The sequence below is a fragment of the Sphaerisporangium corydalis genome, assembly GCF_025506355.1.
GTDB classification, from domain to species: domain Bacteria; phylum Actinomycetota; class Actinomycetes; order Streptosporangiales; family Streptosporangiaceae; genus Sphaerisporangium; species Sphaerisporangium corydalis.
In genome coordinates this window covers 1-20,905 of sequence record NZ_JANZYP010000082.1, presented here as the reverse complement: position 1 = coordinate 20,905, position 20,905 = coordinate 1, and the positions used below count along the sequence as shown (strand labels likewise).

The window sequence follows — 20,905 nt, the reverse complement described above, 5'->3', positions numbered from 1 at the left end:
ACGCTCTAGCCCTCGTGCCCCTCGGCCTTGTGGCCGTTCGACCGCTCGGCTTCGAGAAGGTGGGTGAGCACCTCGGCCATGGTGGCGGGGTCGACCGTGATGGAGGCCAGCTCGCCGGGGGAGAACCAGCCGTGGCCGAGGTAGGTGGCGTCCTCCTCGCCGGTCATCGCGACGGGCAGGACGCCGGGGGTCCCGGCGAAGCGGGCGAGGTAGAACGGCTCGACCTTCACATAGTGGACGCCCAGCCAGTGGAAGTCGCGGTGCACCGGGACCCACCGGTCGGTCACCGCGTCCCCCGGGAGGCCGGTCTCCTCCATCAGCTCGCGCCGCGCCGCCGCGAGCGGGGTCTCTCCCGGCTCGATCCCGCCGCCCGGCGGCTCCCAGAAGTCCACGCCGGCGATCGGATCCCGCCAGTGCAGGAGCAGCACCCGCCCGTGCCCGTCCAGGCCGACCACCCGGGCCGCCGGCCGGTCGCTGGTCACCGTCATGATCTTCTCCGCGGCGTCAGGGCAGGCCCTTCCGGCATCTCAGGGCTCCTCAGCGGCTCGATGCTCAAGGGCGCTGGTCCTCAGGGTCCTCGGGCTTCTTGGACGGCTCGGTGGCCTGGTCCTCCAGGCCCTCCGGCCAGGAGTTCGCGTTGATGATCTGCCAGAACTCGTCGGGACGGCGGGCCGTCTGGTGCATGCTCTGCTCCTGCAGCTCTGCCGCGATCGCACGCTGTTCCTCGTAGGCGCCCTTCATCGCGTCGAGCCACTCCACCGGGTCGACACCGGCCTCCTCGGCCGACTTGAGCGCCATGTCCGCGTACTGCTCCGGTGTGGCGTTGAGCGTCCAGCCCGTCTGCTCGCTCAGTTCCTGGTCGGTCAGCTCGCCACGCTGCCAGGCGATGGCCTCGGCCAGGTGCTCCGCCACGAACACGGCGTTCACGTAGCCTGGGAGCATGGCCGCCAGCGCGACGGCCGCCCGCTTCTCACCCGGTGACAATGTGTCCCACTTCAGCACCCGCCGGCTCCTCTCCGCTCATCCGGGCGCCACTGTACTTCCCCCTCTCGTCCGCCCGGTGAGTGCACCGCCGCGAACCCGGCGATCGGCGCCCGGCCGTCGTGGCGACGCCGCAGGGGCGGCCGCGAAGTAGTTGGCGCGACCTGCGGAAGGAAGGGCCGGACGGCCGGTCCGGAGCGGTAATCTGCCTCAACGCGAGCGAAGAGGGGAAGTCGATGAGCTCGGACTATGTGCTGACCCTGTCCTGCCCGGACCGGCCCGGAGTGGTGGCGGCGGTGTCCGGGCTGCTGGCCGCGCGGGGGTGCAACATCACCGAGAGCCACCAGTTCGGCGACCCGGTCGCCGGGCGCTTCTTCATGCGCGTCCAGTTCACCGCGAGCCTCGTGGAGGACGAGCTGCGGGCGGGCTTCGCCGCGCTGGCCCCGGAGTTCGCGATGGAGTTCCGGCTGCACGACCTGGCGGTCAGGCCGAGGGTGCTGGTGATGGTGAGCAAGCTCGGCCACTGCCTGAACGACCTGCTCTACCGCGAGCGGTCGGGGCTGCTGGACATCGAGATCGTCGGCGTGGTCTCCAACCACCCCGACCTGCGGCCCCTCACCCAGTCGTACGGCATCGACTACCACCACCTGCCGGTGACCCCGGAGACCAAGCCGCGCCAGGAGGCGGAGGTGCTCACGCTGGTGGAGCACTACCGGGCCGACCTGGTCGTGCTGGCCCGCTACATGCAGGTGCTCTCCGAGGACCTGTGCTCCAAGCTGTCCGGCAAGGTGATCAACATTCACCACTCCTTCCTGCCGTCCTTCAAGGGCGCCAAGCCGTACCACCAGGCGCACTCGCGCGGCGTGAAGCTGATCGGGGCGACCGCGCACTACGTGACGGCCGACCTCGACGAGGGGCCGATCATCGAGCAGGAGGTCGCCCGGGTCAACCACACCCACTCGCCCGAGGACCTCGCCGCCATGGGCCGCGACGTCGAGCGCCTCGCGCTGTCCCGGGCCGTGCGCTGGCACGCCGAGCAGCGCGTCCTGCTCGACGGCCACAAGACGATCGTCTTCCCGCGCTAGCACGTCTCCTTCGGCACGGGCGCGCCCCTCACCACGCGCGGGCGAGGGGCGGGGTCAGCCGGTGAGGCCGGTGTGCTGGGCGAGGAACGCGAGCTGGTCGGCCATGAGCTCGACCGAGCGGCTGACCGCCCGCGCCCCGTGGCCGACCTCGCTCTCGTTGCGCAGCAGGATCGGCCGGTCGTCCGCCGTCTGGGCGTGCTGGAGCGCCGCGGCCATCTTCCAGGCGTGCAGCGGGTGCACGCGGGTGTCGGAGCCGAAGACCAGGAACAGCGTCGCCGGATAGGCGACCCCCTCGCGCACGTGGTGGTAGGGGGAGTACTCCCACAGCCAGGAGAACCCCTCAGGGTCGTCCGCCGAGCCGTACTCGACGTTCCACGTGGCACCGAGGCCGAACTTCTCGTACCTGATCATGTCGAGCAGCGGCGCCGCGCAGGCCACCGCCGCGTACAGGTCGGGCCGCTGGACGAGCGCGGCGCCGACCAGCAGGCCGCCGTTCGACCCCCCGGAGATCGCGAGCTGGCCGGGTGTGGTCACGCCGGTGGCGATCAGATGCTCGGCCGCGGCGTGCAGGTCGTCGAAGACGTTCTGCTTGTCGCCGAGCATGCCCGCGCGATGCCACTCCTCGCCCTGCTCGCCGCCGCCGCGCAGCTGCGCGACCGCGTAGACGCCGCCCGCCTCCACCCACGACAGGGTGCCGGCGGAGAAGCCCGGGGTCATGGAGACGCCGAAGCCGCCGTAGCCGTACAGGATCGTCGGCCGGGGGCCGGTGCCGGGCTGCGAGATCACGATCATGTGGACTTCGGTGCCGTCGGCGGAGCGGTAGACGACCTGCTCGGTGGTGATCTCGGGCACTTCCACGGCGCCGGGCGACGCGGCCCACAAAGTGGTCTCGCCGGTGCGGGCGTCGTACCTCTGGATGCTCGGCGGGCTGGCGTTGTCGGTGTACCCGAACCAGGCCTCGTGGCCGCCCTCGGGCCGCTCGGTGATGCCGCCGATCGTGCCGAGGCCGGGGGTGGGCACCTCGCCGATCTTCTCGCCGGTGGCCAGGTCGTGGACGGAGATCTCGCTGATGGCGTGCCGCGTCCATCCGACGAGCATCACCGGGCGTTCGAGGTCGTCCAGGATCGCGAAGTCGGACAGCACCGCCTCGGGGTCCTCGGGGATGAGATCGCGCCAGTTCTCGTGCTGCGGGAGCTCGGGGGAGGTCACGCAGACACGGCAGCGCGGGGCGTCACGGTCGGTGAAGACGTACAGCAGGCCGTCGCGCCCGAACAGCAGGCCGGTCTGCGCGTCCACGTCCTGCTGGACGCTGACCAGCTCGGGCGCCTCCAGGGAGGACGCGAGGAGGTCGGCGGTCCACAGGTCGTTGCGGGGGGCGGTGCCCCGGGAGGCCGAGATCGACAGCCACCGGCCGTCCCTGGAGACCGAGACGCCGTAGTAGTTGGTCTTCTCCCGGCCCTCGCCGAAGATCAGCACGTCCTGGTCGGTGGGGGTGCCGAGGCGGTGGAGGTAGACGCGGCGGTGATACTGGTCCTCGCCCTTCGGGACCTGGTCGGCCGGGAGCCTGCGCACGTAGTAGAACGCCTCGCCGCCGGGGAGCCAGGCGATGGGGGAGTAGCGGCACCGGTCGATCGGCCCGTCGCGCCGCTCGCCCGTCTCGACGTCGACGACGTGGAGCTGGGACTCCTCGTCCCCGCCGACGGAGATCTGGTAGGCGAGCCGCCGGCCCTCCTTGTCGGGCTGCCAGGAGTCCACCGTGGTCAGGCCGGAGGGGTCCATCGCCATGGGGTCGAGCAGGGCGTGCTCGGTGCCGTCGGGGTCGGCGGTGTACAGGACGGCGTGCTCCTGGTCGGGGGTGCGGCGCATGAAGAAGCGCCGGTCGCCCCGCCACGCCGGGGCGCCGACCGAGCCCGACCGCACCAGCTCGGCGACGCGGTCGCGGAAGCCCTCGCGCATGGGTGACGCGCCCATCGCCTTGGTGAACAGATCACTCTGGGCGTCGAGCCATTCCTTGGACTCGGGCTGGTCGGCGTCCTCCAGCCAGCGGTACGGATCGGGCACCGGCGTGCCGTGGTAGTCGTCCACCACGTCGTCACGGCGTGCGTTCGGATACGGCTCTCGCGTCATGTAAGCGAGCTTATGGCACCACCGTTACCGATCGAGGGACATCGTTTTGGCAAGCCCTTCGCTTGTGGCGGACGGGGCAGATCACGCCCGCCAAGAGTGATCTTTCCCCAATAGGTTTGCTAAGCGGGGTTAACCGGACATAAACCGGAAGGCGGGGTCTGGACGACACGACCGTTAATTGGGGTGGCGGGAGGGTCGGCCGAGAGGCCACACTTGCTGGAGGGCGGTGCCGTGGAACCCATCCGCTGGGCCGTCCTGCGGAGGTCCACGTGACGGAAGCATCCGGGGCCCAAGACGACGGGCCGCAAGCCGGGATGTGCCTCGGCACATCCCTAACTACGATGTCGTGCACGGCGGGAAAGGCCCGCTGATGCGCCAGGTCCTGCTGCTGAACGCAACTTTCGAACCGCTGACCACCCTCAACCTGCACCGTGCCGTGGTGCTCGTGATCAGGGAGAAGGCGGACGTCGTACACCGCGATGGCAGGGGCGCCGTGCTGCGCTCGGCCTCGCGCACCGTGGACGTGCCCTCGGTCATCCGGCTGAGACGGTACATCCGCATCCCCTATCGGTCGCGGATCCCGCTGACGCGGGCCGCCCTCATGCGCAGGGACGACTACCGCTGTGCCTACTGCGGCCAGCGGGCAGAGACCATCGACCACGTGCTGCCCCGCTCCCGAGGGGGGCTGCACACCTGGGAGAACTGCGTCGCATCCTGTATGCCCTGCAATCACCGCAAGGCCGATCGGCTGCTGGAGGAGATCGGGTGGTCGCTGCGCGTCGCCCCGGTCGTGCCGCACGGCGTCCACTGGCGGCTCATCGGCGCCCAGTTCGACGGCGACCCCCAGTGGGCGCCCTACCTGGCGGAGACGGCGGCGTGACCTGGACCTTCACCGAGGACATCGGAGCCTACGCCGACGCGGTGGAGGCATGGTTACGTCGTGATCCGGCGCTGAACACGGTGCCGCTCACCGTGCTCGACCACTCCCTGCGCGGGCCGGTGGCCGATGGCGCGTTCTTCGCCTGGTGGACCGAGGACGGAGAGGTGGGCGGCGCCGCGAGCCGGGTGCCGCCCTACCCTCTGCTGCTGGCGAAGTCCCCGCCGCACGCGATCGAGCGGCTCGCCCGCGATCTCGCCGCGCAGGGGAGGCCGCTGGCCTCGGTGGTCGGCCCCGGCACGCTGGCGCAGACCTTCGCCGCCGCGTGGGGCCAGCCCGAGATCGGCCGGGTCGACGAGCGTCTCTACCGGCTGAGCGCCTACGCGCGGCCCGATCCCCAGCCGTCGGGCGAGCCCCGCGTGGCCGGGGCCGCCGACCTCGACCTGGTGGTCGAGTGGTACCGGCGGTTCCGCCGCGACGCCGGGGTGGACGACGGCCGTGACCCGACCCCGCTCGTCGAGGACCGGCTCGGCCACGCGGAACTGATGATCTGGCAGGTCCGGGACCGGCCGGTCGCCCTCGCCGGCGCCTCCTCGCCCATCGAGAAGATGTCCAGGGTCGCCCCGGTCTATACTCCCGAGGTCCATCGTGGCCACGGGTACGGGGCGGCGGTCGCCCTGGCCGTGTCGCGCAAGGCCCTGGCGGACGGGGCCGAGCAGGTGCTCCTGTTCGCCGACCTCGCCGGCCCCCGGAGCAACATGGTGTACCAGGCGATCGGCTACCGGCCGGTCGCGGATTTCTCGCGGATCCGTTTCGGGGCGCGGCACGCCGTACCCTGATGGCATGCCTCGTTATGACTTCCGCTGCCGCTCCTGCGGGTCCACGTTCGAGCTGTCCCGGCCCATGTCCGCCTCGGGCGAGGCGGCCGTCTGCCCCGACGGCCACGACGACACGGTGAAGCTCCTGTCCACGGTCGCCGTCACCGGCGGCGCCTCGGCCCCCCGCCCCTCCGGCGGCGGAGGCGGGGGTTGCTGCGGCGGCGGCTGCTGCTCCTGACCCGCCCCTCGGCCGGGGGTACGACGTCGCCGTACCCCCTTCCCGAGGTGGGATGACCCGCGGGAGCTATGCGGAGCGGCGGGCGGGGATGGGCAGGCGGGTCTGGGTGTGCTGCTCGGGGGCCTTTCTGCGCTGGAAGGGCAGGTAGCGCTCGGCGCGGTGCGGGCGCGCGGGCACCAGCGTCGGCTCGACCGCGACGATGCGGTCGAAACGGAACGCGCGGATACCGGCCTTGGTGCGGCACCACCCCACCAGGTACCAGTGATCACGGTGGACCAGGCAGGTGACCGGCTCGACGTCACGCGAGGTGACGTGCCCGCCGGCGTCGCGGTAGTGCAGCCGCACGACCTGACGGCCGGTCACCGCGCCCGCGATCATGCGGGCGCGGCGGGCCACCTCGGGCGGAAGCGGAGTGGTGAGGGTGTCGAGGGTGGCGGTGACGACGTCGTCACCGAGGTCGAGGTTGTCGAACACGGCGCGCAGGCCCCGGCGGGCGGTGATCGCCTGCGGGCCTTCTCCGAGATGGGCGAGCGACAGCGCGAGAGCGGCGATTTCGGCGGTCGTCAGGAGCGGCGTGGTGACGTTGGCCATACCTGAATTCTACGTCTCGACACCGACATTTTTCGAACACCAGATCTTGAAAGACCCATCCGGAAGGCGACTGTCCTTGACCGTGAGGTGAGGTCTCCCTGTCCTCCACGCCACCCCGCCGGGTCGGGCCGGTCGCCCGCCCGACCCGGAGAGGGCCGTGGTCAGCGAGAGAGCTGGGACAGGTCGCGGGAGGCGCCGGTGGAGGCGGAGGTGGTCAGGGCGGCATAGGCCTGCAGGGCCACGCTGACCGCGCGCTCGCGGTCGCGCGGCCGGTAGCTGCCGAGGTCGGCCAGCAGCCGCTCGCGCCGCGCGGCCAGGTCGCCCTCGGAGACCTTCAGCTCGATGGCCCGCCCGGGGATGTCGATCTCGATCAGGTCGCCGTTCTCGACCAGGGCGATGACGCCGCCCTCGGCCGCCTCCGGTGAGGCGTGCCCGATGGACAGCCCGGAGGTGCCGCCGGAGAACCGGCCGTCGGTGACCAGCGCGCACGCCTTGCCGAGCCCTCTGCCCTTGAGGAAGCTCGTGGGGTAGAGCATCTCCTGCATCCCCGGCCCGCCCTTGGGCCCCTCGTAGCGGATGACCACGACGTCGCCGGCGGTGACCTTGTTGCCGAGGATGCCCTCGACCGCGTCCTCCTGCGACTCGAACACCACGGCCGGGCCGCTGAACCTCCACACCGACTCGTCGACGCCCGCCGTCTTGACGATGCAGCCCTCGGGGGCGATGTTGCCGTAGAGCACGGCCAGGCCGCCGTCCCGGGTGTACGCGTGCTCGAAGTCGCGGATGCAGCCCTCGGCGCGGTCGAGGTCCAGGGACTCCCACTGGGCGTTCTGGGAGTAGGCCTTGACCGTGCGCACGTTGCCGGGCGCGGCGTGCCACAGCTCCAGCGCCTCCTCGGTCACGCCGGGGGACATGGGGTCCCAGGCGTTGAGGAACTCGGTGAGGGACGACGCGTGGACGCTGTGGGTGTCGCGGTTGAGCAGCCCCGCGCGGTCGAGCTCGCCGAGGATGGCCGGGATGCCGCCGGCGCGGTGGACGTCCTCCACGTGGTACTTCGCCGTGGCGGGGGCGACCTTGCACAGGCACGGCACCCGCAGGGAGACCTCGTTGATCTCCTTCAGGCCGAAGTCGACCCCGGCCTCCCTGGCCGCCGCCAGCAGGTGGAGGATCGTGTTGGTGGAGCCGCCCATGGCGACGTCGAGCGCCATGGCGTTCTCGAAGGCGTCCCGGGTGGCGATGTTGCGGGGGAGCACCGACTCGTCGTCGTTCTCGTAGTAGCGCTTGGTGATCTCGACGACCTGGCGGCCCGCCCGCTCGAACAGCGCCTTGCGGGCCTTGTGGGTGGCGAGCGTGGTGCCGTTGCCCGGCATCCCGAGGCCGATCGCCTCGGCCAGGCAGTTCATGGAGTTGGCGGTGAACATGCCGCTGCACGATCCGCAGGTCGGGCAGGCGTTCTCCTCCATCTCCAGCAGCTCGGCGTCGGAGACGCTCTCGTCCGCGGCGGCGATCATGGGGTCGATCAGGTCGAGCTTGCGGCCCTGCGGGGTCTTGCCCGCCTCCATGGGACCGCCGGACACGAACAGGGTCGGGATGTTCAGCCGAAACGCCGCCAGTAGCATGCCGGGCGTGATCTTGTCGCAGTTGGAGACGCAGATCAGCGCGTCGGCGCAGTGGGCGTTGACCATGTACTCCACCGCGTCGGCGATCAGCTCGCGGGAGGGCAGGGAGTAGAGCATGCCGCCGTGGCCCATGGCGATGCCGTCGTCGACGGCGATGGTGTTGAACTCGCGCGGGATCCCGCCCGCCTCGCGGACGCCGCCCGCGACCACCTCGGCCACCTCGCGGAGGTGGACGTGGCCGGGGACGAACTGGGTGAAGCTGTTGGCCACCGCGATGATCGGCTTCCCGAAGTCCTCGCCCGCCACACCGGTGGCGCGGAGCAGGGCCCGGGCCCCGGCCATGTTCCTGCCGTGGGTGACCGTACGAGATCTGAGGGCCGGCATGACCGTTCTCCCATCCGACGACGCTGAGTCTTCAAATGGTACGGCCCCCGCCCGCCTGGCGAGACACTCGGTCCACAGCGTGGACGTCGCCGCCCCCGCGTCACCATGGGCCCGGAGCCGCGACGGCGGCGCACGGACCGCCTTCTGGGGTTCGTCCCGCCCGCCGGGACGGACTGGATCCTTCGGGATTCCCGGGGGCAGTGGTGGACGGTGACGAGAACCCCGAAGGACCTTCTCGACGGTCAGTTCTCGGGATAGCGCGCCGGCAGGACCTGCTCAGCCGCCGCGTGGATCTCCTCGATCTCCTCGACGGTGAGGGAACGTTCCCTGTTGGTGATCCACTTGCGCACGCGGCTCCCGTCGAAGACGTCGACCTCGCGGATGTTGAGGATCTTCCAGGGGATCGCCGGCCCGTAGATCGCCAGCGACGGCACGACGGTGATCTCGTGGCCGAGCTCTCTGGTGATCAGCTCGCTGGCCTGGGACGCCTCCCACCGGGCCTCGTCGAGACGGGGCTTCTGGTTGAACGGGCCGTGGAACAGCTTGCGGTGGGACTGGACGCGGACCGGGAGCCTCTTGTCCCATTTCTCCGAGTCGACGGCGTACACCCCGGTCGGGCCGACCACGAGATGGTCGATCTGCGCGTCGCTGTCGGGGATGGCCCGGGCGTGCAGCGTGAGGTACCCGTTGCGCTCCAGCTTCCTCAGCTGGGCCTCGGTGCGCCGCTCGGCGGCCGAGGCGCGGCGCCACGGAGCGACCGAGGAGACCGTGCGGGCACGGTAGACGGTGTCGGCGATGGCGGCGATGATCGCCGCGACCAGGCCGAGCCGCCAGCTCCACATGGGGATGCCGACGACCAGCCCCGCACCGGCCGCGATGAGCGCACGCAGCCGTAGATGACGGTATCTGGGCTGCTGAAGCAGGCCGAGCAAGGACGCGCGTTCCACTGGCGCGTAAGTCGCCTCAGGGGCCGGGGGCCGAGATTTCGGCTCCGAGGGGCGCTCACTCACCCAAATGGGTGACGTATTGTGACCGTCATCAGGGTCTAGACCGGAATCCACGTAACTCACGGTAGTTGACGCCCAAGGGCGTGCCTAGTGTTGGCTAGTTCACATTTTTGTGGCCGTGCATTCCCGCTTCGTAGGGTGAAAAGCCGGGTATCTAACCCTTTTCTCTCTAGATAACTCACGGTCGCAGGCCCTACTGTGCGGAAGCGTGGCGCACATACATGATCTTACAGCCCTGGAGCAGGCGCAGGCCGTGCGATCCCGGGAGCTGTCCCCGGTAGAGGTCACCAAGCACTACCTGGAACGCATCGAACGGCTCGACCCCGAGGTCGGGGCCTTCGTCACGATCACCGCCGACCGAGCCCTCGACCAGGCACGACAGGCCGAGGCCCTGATCCTCCAGGGCGGGGATCCGCCGCCGCTGCTCGGGGTGCCCATCCCGATCAAGGATCTCAACCTCGTCAAAGACGTCCCGATCATGTTCGGCTCCGCCACCTACGAGGGCTTCGTCGCGCCCGTGAGCGACAGCGTGGTCGACCGGCTGAGCGACGCCGGGACCATCATGCTCGGCAAGACCGCCACCCCCGAGTTCGGCCTGCCCTGCTACACCGAGACCTCCGTGTCACCCCCCTCACGCACCCCCTGGGACCTGACCCGCTCGGCCGGCGGTTCGAGTGGGGGTGCCGCCGCGGCGGTCGCGGCCGGGCTCGCGCCCGCCGCGCAGGGCAGCGACGGGGCCGGCTCCATCCGGATCCCCGCCTCGGTCTGCGGCCTGTTCGGCATCAAGCCGACCCGGGGCCGCATCTCCTTCGCGCCGATCATCCCCGACCTGGCCGGCCTGTCCACCAACGGCCCGATCGCCCGCACGGTCGCCGACGCCGCCGCGCTCCTCGAAGTGATGGCCCACAACCAGCCCGGCGACCTGTACGTCGCCCCGCCGACCCCCGTGGGCTTCACCGAAGCGGTCACCCGCGAACCGGGACGGCTGCGCATCGGCAGGAACGTCACCCCCGTCGTGCCCGGCGCGGAGGTGCACCCGGACGTCCTCGCGGCGTACGAGAAGGCCTCGGCGCTGCTGGAGTCGCTCGGCCACGAGATCGTCGACATGCCCGCGCCGTTCGACCCCTCCATCGTCGGCGAGTTCGAGAAGCTGTGGTTCTGCTTCGCCTGCATGCACCCGGTGGACCCGTCGCTGGAGCCGAGGCTGCGGCCCCTGACGCGGTGGCTGCGCGAGCGCGGCTTCGCCACCACCGCGCCCGCCTTCCTCCAGGCCCAGGCCACGCTGCAGACGGCCACCCGCTTCGGCTTCCTGGTGATGAACGAGTACGACGCGATCCTGTCCCCGACCGTCACCCTGCCGCCCGTGCCCGTCGGCTGGTTCGAGGACGTGGACGACCCCGAGGAGACCTTCCGGCGCATGGAGCGGTTCGCCCCCTTCGCCGCCGTCTACAACGTCAGCGGCCAGCCCGCCGTCAACCTCCCCCTGCACTGGACGGACGCGGGGCTGCCCATCGGCGTCATGCTGGCCGGGCGGTTCGGTGACGAGTCCACGCTCATCTCGCTGTCGGCCCAGGTCGAGGCGGCCGTCGGCGGGTTCTGGGGTGAGCGCCGCCCCGCCATCTGGTGACCTTTCGACCCTCGTCGGCGGTGACCTTCCGCCTTGGGCGCGGGTGACCGCCGGTCACACCTGGGCGGCGCGCACCGCCGGCCTGCCGAGCAGCGCGACCAGGTGGCCGGCGACGTCGGCCAGCAGCGTGGCGGGCTCGATCGGCGCGCCCGCGATGGCCGAGAAGAGGCTGGGCAGCCCCGGCAGCGGGAACCCGTCGTCGCGGGAGGCGCTCGCCCCGACGACGTTCTTGTCGAGGTGCGCCCGGCTGCGCGCCCAGGCGTCCAGCACCTCCTCGGGGGACGGGACGCCGAACCCGTGACCCACCGGCGCCGCGTGCCGCAGCCGGATCACCGGGGTGTCGGCGAACGCCAGCGCGACCTTGCAGCGCATCGCCAGGCTCTCGCGGGCCTCGGCCGGCACCCAGTCCATCGCCGTGCACGGCCGGCGGCACTTGGCCACGCACGTCGCCATCGCCCCGGCGAGCTGGCTGTGCTGGCGGTCGAAGTAGGCCCGCCACCCCTCGGGCGGCTCCTGGGCCACCCGCAGCGTGCGCTCGGCCGCCGACTTCTCGGACTTGGTGTGGTCGCACTCCCGGTCGCCGATCGCCCCGAACCTGCTGCCCTCGGCGCGTAACCCCGCAGGCCAGCGCGCCGGGTCCCCCGCGTGGCCGAGCACGCTCTCGAATGCCAGCAGCGGGAGGTACTCCCCGGCGATGTGCACGGCGGCCATCAGCGAGCTGAGCTCGCGCCGCTCCCAGCGGATGCGGATCACCTCAAGGAGCAGCCCGTAGGCGGGCCGCAGCGAGGCGAGGGCGCCGCGCGGCTGCTCGCGGGGGGTCTGCGGCATGTGGCAGTCGCGTGCCCGGCGGCGCAGGGCACTGGGGACGGCCTTCGCGTCGACCTCGGTGGCGAAGTCCTCGGCGTCGAGCGTGAGCAACCGCTGGCCGAACTCGCACAGCGCCGGGATGAGCACGGCCTCGGGCACGACCATCGGCGCCAGGGCGCCCAGGTCGGCGAAAGCGTACCGGCTGGCGAGCTCGGTGAGAAGATCGAGGGGCGATTCCACCTGGACACCCTCTCACGCCACCGGCGAACGGCCTTCCATGCGTGCGGCGGCCGTACGCGCCAGGTCCACGAGGGTGTCCGGCGGCGGCGGGCCCGCGGGGGAGTGCACGTGGATCGCGAACGTCCCCTGGCCGGTGCGCGCGGCCACCACCCCCGGGTAGAGCATGGCGCCGCCGCCCACCCCGGCGACCTCACGGCCCTCGACGCGGGTCAGCAGGTGCCCGAGGACCACCAGGTAGCCGCTCCGCGCCCCGGACGCGGCGTGCACGTCCACGGTCACCGGGGTCCCGGCGGTGGTGCGGTAGCGGCAGGACCGCACCGACAGCCACGCGGGCGTGGGCAGCGCGTCCGGGTACGGCCCGGCGGGCCCCACCTCGATGCCGAACACCCTCCGAAGATCGGCCGCCGTGACCAGCCCCGCCGGCCCGCCATCCGCCGTCGCCGCCGTGATGCGTGCCGGGAGGATCGGCACCTCGCCGAGGTTCTCGGGGGCGTTCAGCAGATGCTCGCCGGTGTCGTTGTAGGTCGAGGCGTCCCGGTGCCGTGAGCGGCCGAGGATCTCGATCTCCTCGACCCAGCCGAGCCTGCGGCCGGCGCGCGCCCTGACCCGGTCGCCCTCGGCCAGGGTGCCCCACTGTGCCTCCCCGATGCCGAGGGCTTTCACGTCACGCGTGTGGCCGTCGTCCAGCGCCACCCAGTAGGCGTACTTCGGGTTGTCGTTGCCGTCGCTGCCGGTCTGGAAGGCGCGCAGCCGGACGATCTGGCCCTCCACCTCCGTCCTGGTGGTCAGGTCCGCGATGGCGAAGGCGATCGGCACGCCCGCCGCGGTGGCCGCCCCCAGGTAGGCGACCGGCATGACCAGCGCCTCGGGCCAGCCCAGCACGGCGTGGGCGACGATCCCGAGCAACCAGAGCCAGAACCCGGTGAAGAGGCCCGCGACGAGGCCGCGCAGGATCATCGTCAGGGGCGGGCGCCCCCACATCAGCCGGCGGGGGTAGCGCACGTTGACCACGTGCCACATACCGCCGTAGTCCGACCAGGCGCGCCTGTCGTCGGCGGGGACGCTGATCGGCAGACTGGTCACCGCCCGCCTGGCCAGCCCGAGGGCGGCCGCGTAGGCGAGGTGCCGGCCCCAGATCGTGACGCCCGCCGCCGGCTGCTCGGCGAACCCCTGGCCGGCGCCCAGGTGAGCGCGCACGCCCATCCAGTAGCCCGCCACCCTGGCGCCCTCGGCCGTACCGCGTTCGCCGTTCAGCCGGCCCATCAGCCCGACCAGCACCGCGAAGCCGAAGATGGCCGCCCCGAATCCGCTGCCCCTGTCGCCCGGTTTCGCGGTGGCGGCCACGGAGATGCCGGCGGCGATCGCGGGCACGGCGGCGGCGGCCGTGAGCAGCGTGGCCTGGGCCGTGCTCCAGCGGGCCCGTGACAGGCCCTTCTCCCGCGCCTCGGCGATCACCTTCTTCCTGAAGCTCTTCCACCAGCGGCCGAGGTTCCTCGCGCCCTCGGCGAGCGCGCCGGTCGCCACCACACCGTCGGTGGCCAGCGCCCGTACGTGCTCGTGGACCATCCGCTCGTACGACGAGAGGGGGGTGCGGGGCTCGCGCACGCGGACCAGGGACAGCTCCGGGCCGATCTCCTCGATCTGGACCGCGCCCTTGGCCGCGAGGTCGAGCAGAGTGGCCGCGGCGGCCTCGTCGCAGAGGCGCCAGTTGCCGGTGATCAGGTCCACCAGCGCGGGGGACTCCTCACGGAGCTCGCCGGTGGGCGGGCCGGGGTCGACGTCGGGGTTGCGCGTGGCGAAGGCCAGCATGGTGAGCAGCAGCAGCCACAGGCCGAGCGCGGCCGCCGTGACAAGAAGGTAGATCATCGCACTGGGGGGTCAGAACCGGACCTGGACCGGGCCGCGCTCCTCGCCGGGCGCCTGGAAGTACTCGCGCTGCCGGAAGCCGGTCATCCCCGCCACGACGTTCGACGGGACGGTCTGGATGCCGTTGTTGTAGGCCAGCACGGCGTCGTTGTAGTACTGGCGCGAGTAGGCGATGCGGTTCTCGCTGGAGGCCAGCTCCTCCTGGAGCGCCGCGAAGTTCTGGTTGGCCTTCAGGTCGGGGTAGGCCTCGGAGAGGGCGAAAAGGCTCTTCAGCGCGCCTGAGAGGGCGTTCTCCGCCGCGGCCTGGTCGTGCGGGCCCTGGGCGGCGACGGCCTGCCCTCGGGCCGCCACGACGGCCTCCAGGGTCTGGCGCTCGTGGGAGGCGTACCCCTTCACGGTCTCGACGAGGTTGGGGATGAGGTCGTGGCGGCGCTTGAGCTGCACGTCGATCTGGGCCCAGGCGTTGTCCACCGCCCCCCGCCTGCGGACCAGCCCGTTGTAGGTCGAGACGACGACGAGGATGAGGATCAGGGCGAGTACGCCGACGACGACGAGGGTGATCAAGGGGGCCTCCCGGACTTGCGGTGACAGCGCGCACAGTAGACCTGGGGTGGCCCGCTGTAAACGCTCGCTGTCGAGCCATGGGGACATACCACCGTGAACTGCTTGCAACGGGCTTACAGTGCGCTGATGACCGCGCGGCCGGGAGAACGGGGAAGCGAACCGGCCCGGAATAGCGGCGGGTCTGGAAAGCCGACCGGCCCGCCTGACGTTCAACCGGACTTGAACATCAGGCGGGCCGGGCCTCAAGGAGGGTGTACCTCGGGCGGGGCAGGCCGGCACGGGCGCCATGGGGCCCGGCCGGGCCTGCGGGATGGGACGAGATGGGGCCTCAGACGGCCGAGGTGTCCTTGGCCCGGGCACGCAGCGCGCGGCTGATGCCGTCGGCACCCTCCAGCAGGAGGCGGCGCAGCGCGTTCGGGGGCGCGGAGGAGGAGATGTAGTCCTGCGTCCTCGCCACCGTGGCGGCGTCGATCAGCAGCGCCGGGTAGCACCCCGTCGCGAAGCGCTGGGCGCTGTCGGAGGTCCAGCTCTTGTAGATGCGGCCGACCTCGTCGAAGAACCGCTCGCCGTACGGGCGGAGCAGGTCGACGTGGTGGGGGTCCATGAACCCGACGATCGTCGAGCGCAGGACCGCGCCGCTCAGCGTGCCGCCGGTGATCGCCGCCCACGCCTCGGCCTTGCTCTCGGCCGTGGGGATCGTCGCCTGGCACAGCGCCGCCGACCGCTCGCCGGTGGCGGTCGCGTCGCGGCGCAGCTCCGCCGCGATGTCCTCGCCCGACAGCACGCCGCCCGACACCAGCGCGTGGATCAGCGTCCAGCGCAGGTCGGCGTCCACCGTCAGGCCCTCGGGGACCGAGGTGCCGTCCAGGATCGCCTGGACGAAGGCCAGGTCGCCGGGGGAGGTGGCGCCCGCGGTGAAGGCGTTGACGAAGGCGAGCTGGTGGTCGGACCCGGGCGCCGCCGAGGCGATCAGGCCGCGCAGGGCCGCCGACAGCTCGGCCAGGCCGGTCTCGCGCCACGCGGGGTCGCCGTACTGCTGCGCCGAGACGCGCGCCTGGCGCAGCATCGTCTGCAGCACCGTCATGTCGGTCACGGAGTGCACCCCGGCGATGACCAGGCGCACGTAGTCGCGGGTGGTCATCTCGGCGTCGCGCGTCATGTCCCAGGCGGCGGCCCAGCACAGGGCGCGCGGCAGCGGGTCGGTGAAGTCGGCGATGCCGCCGTCCACCAGGGTGCGCAACGACCGCTCGTCGAGGCGGATCTTGGTGTACGTCAGGTCGTCGTCGTTGAGCAGGATCAGGTCGGGCTGGACCTCGCCGGTCAGCTCCGTGACCGCCGTGCGGGCGCCGACGATGTCCATCTCGACCCGCTTGACCCGCACCAGCGCGCCGTCGACCCGGGAGTACAGGCCGATGGCGATGCGGTGGGACCGCAGGGTCGGATAGTCGGCCGGGGCCTCCTGGACGACCTCGAAGTGCAGGAAACGGCCCTCGGGGTCCACCGTGAACGACGGGCGCAGCGTGTTGACCCAGGCGGTCTCCAGCCACTCCTTCGACCAGGACGACAGGTCGCGGCCCGACGTGCGCTCCAGGGCGGACAGCAGGTCCTTCAGCTCGGTGTTGCCCCAGGCGTGCTCACCGAAGTAGTCGCGGACCCCGGCAAGGAAGTTGTCGAGCCCGACGTAGGCCACGAGCTGCTTGAGCACCGCGGCGCCCTTGGCGTAGGTGATGCCGTCGAAGTTGACCTCGACGGCCTGCATGTCGGGGATGTCGGCCGCGATGGGGTGGGTGGAGGGGAGCTGGTCCTGCCGGTAGGCCCAGGACTTCTCCACGTTGGCGAACGTGGTCCACGCCGTCTGGCCCCAGCGGGTCGCCTCGGCCTGGCACAGGATCGACATGTAGGTGGCGAACGACTCGTTCAGCCACAGGTCGTCCCACCAGCGCATGGTGACCAGGTCGCCGAACCACATGTGCGCCATCTCGTGCAGGATCGTCTCGGCCCTGCGCTCCACCACCGCGTCGGTGACGCGGGAGCGGAAGATGTAGTCCTCCAGGAACGTCACCGCGCCGGCGTTCTCCATCGCGCCCGCGTTGAACTCCGGGACGAAGATCTGGTCGTACTTCCCGAAGGGGTACCGGATGCCGAAGACCCGGTGGAAGAAGTCGAAGCCCTGCTTGGTGACCTCGAAGATGTTGTCGCCGTCGAGGTGCTCGGCCAAGGAGGCGCGGCAGAAGACCCCCAGCGGGATGCCGTCGTGCTCGTCGCGCACCACCGCGTACGGCCCGGCGATCAGGGCCGTGATGTAGGTCGAGAGCACCGGCGTGGGCGGGAAGTGCCAGCGCTTGGCGGTCTGCAGCGTGCCGTGCCGCCCGTGGTGCTCCTCCAGCTCGTCCGCCGCGTCCGCGGCGGCGTTGGAGATGACCTCCCAGTCGGAGGGCGCCAGCACGGTCAGCTCGAAGGCCGCCTTGAGGTCGGGCTGGTCGAAGCAGGCGTACATGCGGTGCGCGTCTGCGGTCTCGAACTGCGAGTGCAGGTAGACGTGCTGGTCGACCGGGTCGACGAACCGGTGGAGGCCCTCACCGCTGCGCATGTAGGCGCAGTCGGCGTCGACGCGGAGCTCGTTGGTGCCCGCGAGACCGGAAAGGGGCAGCCGGCCCGTCTCCAGGTCGTAGGCGCTCACGTCGATCTCCGCACCGTTCAGGACGGCCTTGCGGATCTTCGCCTCGGCCAGGTCGATGAAGGTGGTCGCGCCGGGCTCGGCACAGGAGAATCGGACGGTGGTGATGCTTTCGAACCGCTCGTCGCCTTCTGTGAGGTCGAGCTCGACCGAGTATGCGTCCACCTTCAGCAGTCGGGCCCGCTCCCGGGCTTCGTCACGGGTCAGGTTGCCTGCCACATGCGCTCCTCATCACGGCTCTCCCCCGCCCCTTCGCGAGAGGGATGCCTGAATCCTGCCACGTCGGGCGCTGTAATGCCGCACCGGAACCGATCCGTGCCCGGGCTCGAAAGGCTCGCCGCGCGAGGCGGCGAGGGCGGCGACACACCGCATTCCCGGGCAGAATGAGCATGACAAAAGTCCGCAATCTTGCCAGACCCCTAAGGGGGTACCCCGGCCTCCCGATCAAGGCGGGGAACGGGGCGGGCGGGACACGTGGGGCCGCTGCGCACACCCGGCCGCGTCCACCGGGGGCCGCCCGGCCTTCTTCGAGAATGCGGAATATAACCCGCGCCGGCGCGGGTTGTGGCTGCGTGGCATTGGAATCATTTGTCGCGACCATGAACAGGGAAGCTGGCCATGACTGAACGAACCCCGGTGGACTTCTGGTTCGACCCGTTCTGCCCGTGGGCGTGGATGACGTCCCGCTGGGTGCTGGAAGTGCGGAAGGTACGGCCCGTCGAGCCACGCTGGCACATCATGAGCCTCGCCGTGCTCAACGAGGACAAGGACATCCCTGAGGCCTACCGGGAGATGCTCCAGAACGCCATGGGGCCGGTCCGCGTGCTGCAGGCCGCCGCCGAGAAGTACGGCGATGACGTCCTGGGCGGTCTCTACACCGAGCTGGGCACGCGCATCCACAACCAGCGCCGCCTCCAGCCGAGCGACCCCGAGCAGGAGTTCGACCAGGCCGCGGCCATCCGCGCGGTGCTCACCGAAGGCCTGGAGGCCGCCGGCCTCGACCCGCAGCTCGCCGCCGCCGCCGACTCCACCGAGTTCGACGACGCCGTACGCCGCTCGCACAACAAGGGCATCGAGCTGGTCGGCCAGGAGGTCGGCACGCCCGTCATCGCCATCGACGGCGTCGCCTTCTTCGGCCCGGTGATCTCCCCGGCGCCCAAGGGCGAGGACGCGGGCAAGCTCTGGGACGGCGTACTGCTGGTCGCGCGCACCGACGGGTTCTTCGAGCTCAAGCGCTCCCGCACCCGCGACCCGATCTTCGACTGACCGCCGGGCCACCCGGGCCTCCGTCTTCGTCCGGAGACCGGCCAGGGTGGAACGCCCGGTCACGGACCCGTCGCCGTCCGGAGCTTGCGACCTTGCGGACGGTCATGGTCAACTCAAGCCGTTCCTAGCTTGACCGTACTGTCGATCCACAAGGCGACAGGATGCTGGCGACCGCGCGGGACCACATCCTCTGGACGCGCGCCGGGCGGTGCACGGACACCCCCGGCGGCGCGGCCTCGCCGCCGGGCACTCCGCGCGAAGGACCGAGCGCATGCGTCACCTCTACGTGCAGGGAGCCTGGCTCCCGTCCTCCTCCGCCGAGGGCATCGACGTCGTCAACCCCGCCACCGAAGAGGTGCTGGACCGGGTGCCCGCCGGGTCGGCCGAGGACGTCGACAGGGCGGTGTCGGCGGCGCGTTCGGCCTTCCCCGCGTGGGCGGGCACGGCGGCCACCGAACGGGGCAAGATCCTCCAGTCCGCCGCCGACCTGCTGAAGGACCGGGCCAAGGAGGTCGCGCGCACCATCGCGCTCGACATGGGCGCCCCATATTCGCTGGCCCTGAGGGTGCAGACGCTCATGCCCGCCGGCGTCCTCGCCGACTACGCCCGGCTCGCGGCCGAGCACGGCGAGACCGAGCGGCGCGTCGGCAACTCCCTGATCCTGCGCGAGCCCGTCGGCGTCGTGGGCGCGATCACCCCGTGGAACTACCCGCTCCACCAGGTCGTGTGCAAGGTCGCGCCCGCGCTCGCGGCCGGCTGCACGGTCGTGCTCAAGCCGAGCGAGGTCGCGCCGCTCGCCGCGTACGCGCTCGCCGAGATCCTGCACGAGGTGGGGCTGCCCGCCGGCGTCTTCAACATGGTCAGCGGGTACGGGCCGGTCGTGGGGGAGGCGATCGCCGCCCACCCGGACGTCGACATGGTGTCCTTCACCGGGTCCACCCAGGCGGGCAGGCGCGTGTCGGAGCTGGCCGCCGGGTCGGTCAAGCGCGTGGCGCTGGAGCTCGGCGGCAAATCGGCCAACATCATCCTGCCCGACGCCGATCTGCCGGCGGCGGTGAAGTCCGGGGTGGCGAACGCGTTCATCAACTCGGGCCAGACCTGCTCCGCTTGGACGCGCATGCTCGTCCACCGCGACCAGTACGACGAAGCGGTCAGGCGATCGGTGTCGGCCGCCTCCGCTTACACCGTCGGCGACCCCTTCGACGAGGCCACGCGGCTCGGCCCCCTGGTGTCGGCCGCCCAGCGCGACCGCGTCGTCCGCTACATCAACCGGGGCCAGGAAGAGGGCGCCCGCCTGGTCGCGGGCGGCGCCGACCGGCCGCTCGACCGTGGCTTCTACGTCGAGCCGACCGTCTTCGCGGGCGTCGCCCCCGGGATGGCGATCGAACAGGAGGAGATCTTCGGCCCGGTGCTGTCGATCATCCCCTACACCTCTGAGGACGAGGCGGTGGACATCGCCAACGGCACCCCCTACGGTCTGGCGGGCGCGGTCTGGGCCGGCAGCGAGGAGAAGGCGGTGGCGGTCGCGCGCCGGCTGCGCACCGGCCAGGTCGCGATCAACGGCGGCCGGTTCAACCCGTCGGCGCCGTTCGGCGGCTACAAGCAGTCCGGGAACGGCCGCGAACTCGGAGAGTTCGGGCTGGAGGAGTACTTCGAGGTCAAGTCCCTGCAGTTGTAGGCGAAGGGGGTACGCGTGCAGCCGTCCGGCACGCCGTCACGCCGGGTCAGCGCGTTCGACATCGCGCTCGCCCTGGGCGGGCTGCTGTTCATCTTCCTGTCGGCGCAGAACGCGGGGCCGGCCATCGCGGCCCTGCGCGCCGACGGCGTGCAGGGCACCTTCACGGCGCAGCGGCTCGACTGCGTCGAGCACCCCGGGCACGAGCAGTGCTCCTGGGTCGGGGACTTCCGCTCCGACGACGCCGCGGTCGTCCGCGAGGGGATCGGGTTCTACGGCAGCGAGCGGTCGACGTTCACCCCGGGGGCCACGTCCCCGGCGTTCGACACCGGCCGTCTCGGCCACGTGTACGGCCCCGGCGGCTCCAACGAGTGGGTGATCATCGCGGCCCTCCTGCTCGTGGGCCTCGCCCTCACCCTCCGCCCCCTCCTCCGCCTCCGCCGCCCCCCGAGAACC

Annotated in this window: 18 protein-coding genes; 8 read left to right on the top strand and 10 right to left on the bottom strand. The window is 71.5% G+C overall.

Features of this window, described 5'->3' with window-relative positions; translation table 11 throughout:
- Positions 1 to 5: 5 nt before the first annotated feature.
- Both NYZ98_RS36835 and NYZ98_RS36830 read right to left on the bottom strand, forming a co-directional pair.
- Entirely contained in the window at positions 6 to 488 is a 483-nt protein-coding gene (locus NYZ98_RS36835; RefSeq protein WP_262849173.1) for an NUDIX hydrolase, read from the bottom strand.
- A gap of 64 nt (positions 489 to 552) precedes the next feature.
- A complete protein-coding gene (locus tag NYZ98_RS36830) occupies positions 553 to 1,002 on the bottom strand; it encodes a hypothetical protein (RefSeq protein WP_262849167.1) in 450 nt (149 codons plus the stop codon).
- Between the two features lie 215 nt (positions 1,003 to 1,217).
- On the opposite strand from NYZ98_RS36830, the gene purU reads away from it, so the two are divergent.
- Positions 1,218 to 2,066: a formyltetrahydrofolate deformylase gene (gene purU, locus NYZ98_RS36825; protein ID WP_262849162.1), complete on the top strand. Its 849-nt coding sequence runs from the start codon at positions 1,218 to 1,220 to the stop codon at positions 2,064 to 2,066.
- 54 nt (positions 2,067 to 2,120) lie between these two features.
- On the opposite strand, the gene NYZ98_RS36820 is transcribed toward purU, so the two are convergent.
- Positions 2,121 to 4,193 (bottom strand): prolyl oligopeptidase family serine peptidase, encoded by a 2,073-nt coding sequence (locus tag NYZ98_RS36820; RefSeq protein WP_262849160.1) that lies wholly within the window; start codon positions 4,191 to 4,193, stop codon positions 2,121 to 2,123.
- Positions 4,194 to 4,563: 370 nt separating this feature from the next.
- On the opposite strand from NYZ98_RS36820, the gene NYZ98_RS36815 reads away from it, so the two are divergent.
- Genes NYZ98_RS36815 through NYZ98_RS36805 form a run of 3 tightly spaced genes read left to right on the top strand, consistent with a single transcriptional unit; the run spans position 4,564 to position 6,126 of the window.
- On the top strand, positions 4,564 to 5,073 hold the full coding sequence (locus NYZ98_RS36815) for an HNH endonuclease (RefSeq protein ID WP_262849206.1): 510 nt from the start codon (positions 4,564 to 4,566) through the stop codon (positions 5,071 to 5,073).
- A complete protein-coding gene (locus NYZ98_RS36810; RefSeq protein ID WP_262849158.1) occupies positions 5,070 to 5,909 on the top strand; it encodes a GNAT family N-acetyltransferase in 840 nt (279 codons plus the stop codon). The genes NYZ98_RS36815 and NYZ98_RS36810 overlap by 4 nt, the downstream gene beginning before the upstream one ends.
- Before the next feature lie 4 nt (positions 5,910 to 5,913).
- Positions 5,914 to 6,126, top strand: a complete 213-nt coding sequence (locus NYZ98_RS36805) for an FmdB family zinc ribbon protein (RefSeq protein WP_262849156.1) — start codon at positions 5,914 to 5,916, stop codon at positions 6,124 to 6,126.
- Positions 6,127 to 6,192: 66 nt separating this feature from the next.
- On the opposite strand, the gene NYZ98_RS36800 is transcribed toward NYZ98_RS36805, so the two are convergent.
- The 3 genes from NYZ98_RS36800 to NYZ98_RS36790 form a co-directional block, all read right to left on the bottom strand.
- Complete coding sequence (locus tag NYZ98_RS36800; protein WP_262849154.1) at positions 6,193 to 6,717, bottom strand: helix-turn-helix transcriptional regulator; 525 nt, start codon at positions 6,715 to 6,717, stop codon at positions 6,193 to 6,195.
- Between the two features lie 161 nt (positions 6,718 to 6,878).
- A complete protein-coding gene (ilvD, locus tag NYZ98_RS36795) occupies positions 6,879 to 8,720 on the bottom strand; it encodes a dihydroxy-acid dehydratase (RefSeq protein ID WP_262849151.1) in 1,842 nt (613 codons plus the stop codon).
- A 242-nt stretch (positions 8,721 to 8,962) separates the two neighbouring features.
- Positions 8,963 to 9,667, bottom strand: a complete 705-nt coding sequence (locus NYZ98_RS36790) for a nuclease-related domain-containing protein (RefSeq protein WP_262849149.1) — start codon at positions 9,665 to 9,667, stop codon at positions 8,963 to 8,965.
- Positions 9,668 to 9,935: 268 nt separating this feature from the next.
- On the opposite strand from NYZ98_RS36790, the gene NYZ98_RS36785 reads away from it, so the two are divergent.
- On the top strand, positions 9,936 to 11,354 hold the full coding sequence (locus NYZ98_RS36785; protein ID WP_262849147.1) for an amidase: 1,419 nt from the start codon (positions 9,936 to 9,938) through the stop codon (positions 11,352 to 11,354).
- 54 nt (positions 11,355 to 11,408) lie between these two features.
- Here the strand turns inward: NYZ98_RS36785 and NYZ98_RS36780 are convergent, their stop codons facing one another.
- From NYZ98_RS36780 to pepN, 4 genes are all read right to left on the bottom strand, one after another.
- A complete protein-coding gene (locus NYZ98_RS36780) occupies positions 11,409 to 12,401 on the bottom strand; it encodes a hypothetical protein (protein WP_262849145.1) in 993 nt (330 codons plus the stop codon).
- A 12-nt stretch (positions 12,402 to 12,413) separates the two neighbouring features.
- Positions 12,414 to 14,267 (bottom strand): DUF2207 domain-containing protein, encoded by a 1,854-nt coding sequence (locus tag NYZ98_RS36775; RefSeq protein WP_262849144.1) that lies wholly within the window; start codon positions 14,265 to 14,267, stop codon positions 12,414 to 12,416.
- 12 nt (positions 14,268 to 14,279) lie between these two features.
- A complete protein-coding gene (locus NYZ98_RS36770) occupies positions 14,280 to 14,831 on the bottom strand; it encodes a LemA family protein (protein ID WP_262849142.1) in 552 nt (183 codons plus the stop codon).
- 328 nt (positions 14,832 to 15,159) lie between these two features.
- Positions 15,160 to 17,727: an aminopeptidase N gene (gene pepN / locus NYZ98_RS36765; RefSeq protein WP_262849139.1), complete on the bottom strand. Its 2,568-nt coding sequence runs from the start codon at positions 17,725 to 17,727 to the stop codon at positions 15,160 to 15,162.
- 399 nt (positions 17,728 to 18,126) lie between these two features.
- Here pepN and NYZ98_RS36760 point away from each other — a divergent pair, with 399 nt between their 5' ends.
- From NYZ98_RS36760 to NYZ98_RS36750, 3 genes are all read left to right on the top strand, one after another.
- Positions 18,127 to 18,774 (top strand): DsbA family protein, encoded by a 648-nt coding sequence (locus tag NYZ98_RS36760; protein WP_262849137.1) that lies wholly within the window; start codon positions 18,127 to 18,129, stop codon positions 18,772 to 18,774.
- A gap of 271 nt (positions 18,775 to 19,045) precedes the next feature.
- The gene (locus NYZ98_RS36755; protein WP_262849135.1) at positions 19,046 to 20,452 is read left to right on the top strand and encodes an aldehyde dehydrogenase family protein; all 1,407 of its coding nucleotides are present in this window, start codon (positions 19,046 to 19,048) and stop codon (positions 20,450 to 20,452) included.
- 15 nt (positions 20,453 to 20,467) lie between these two features.
- On the top strand, positions 20,468 to 20,905 hold a 438-nt coding region (locus NYZ98_RS36750), incomplete at its 3' end, for a hypothetical protein (RefSeq protein ID WP_262849133.1).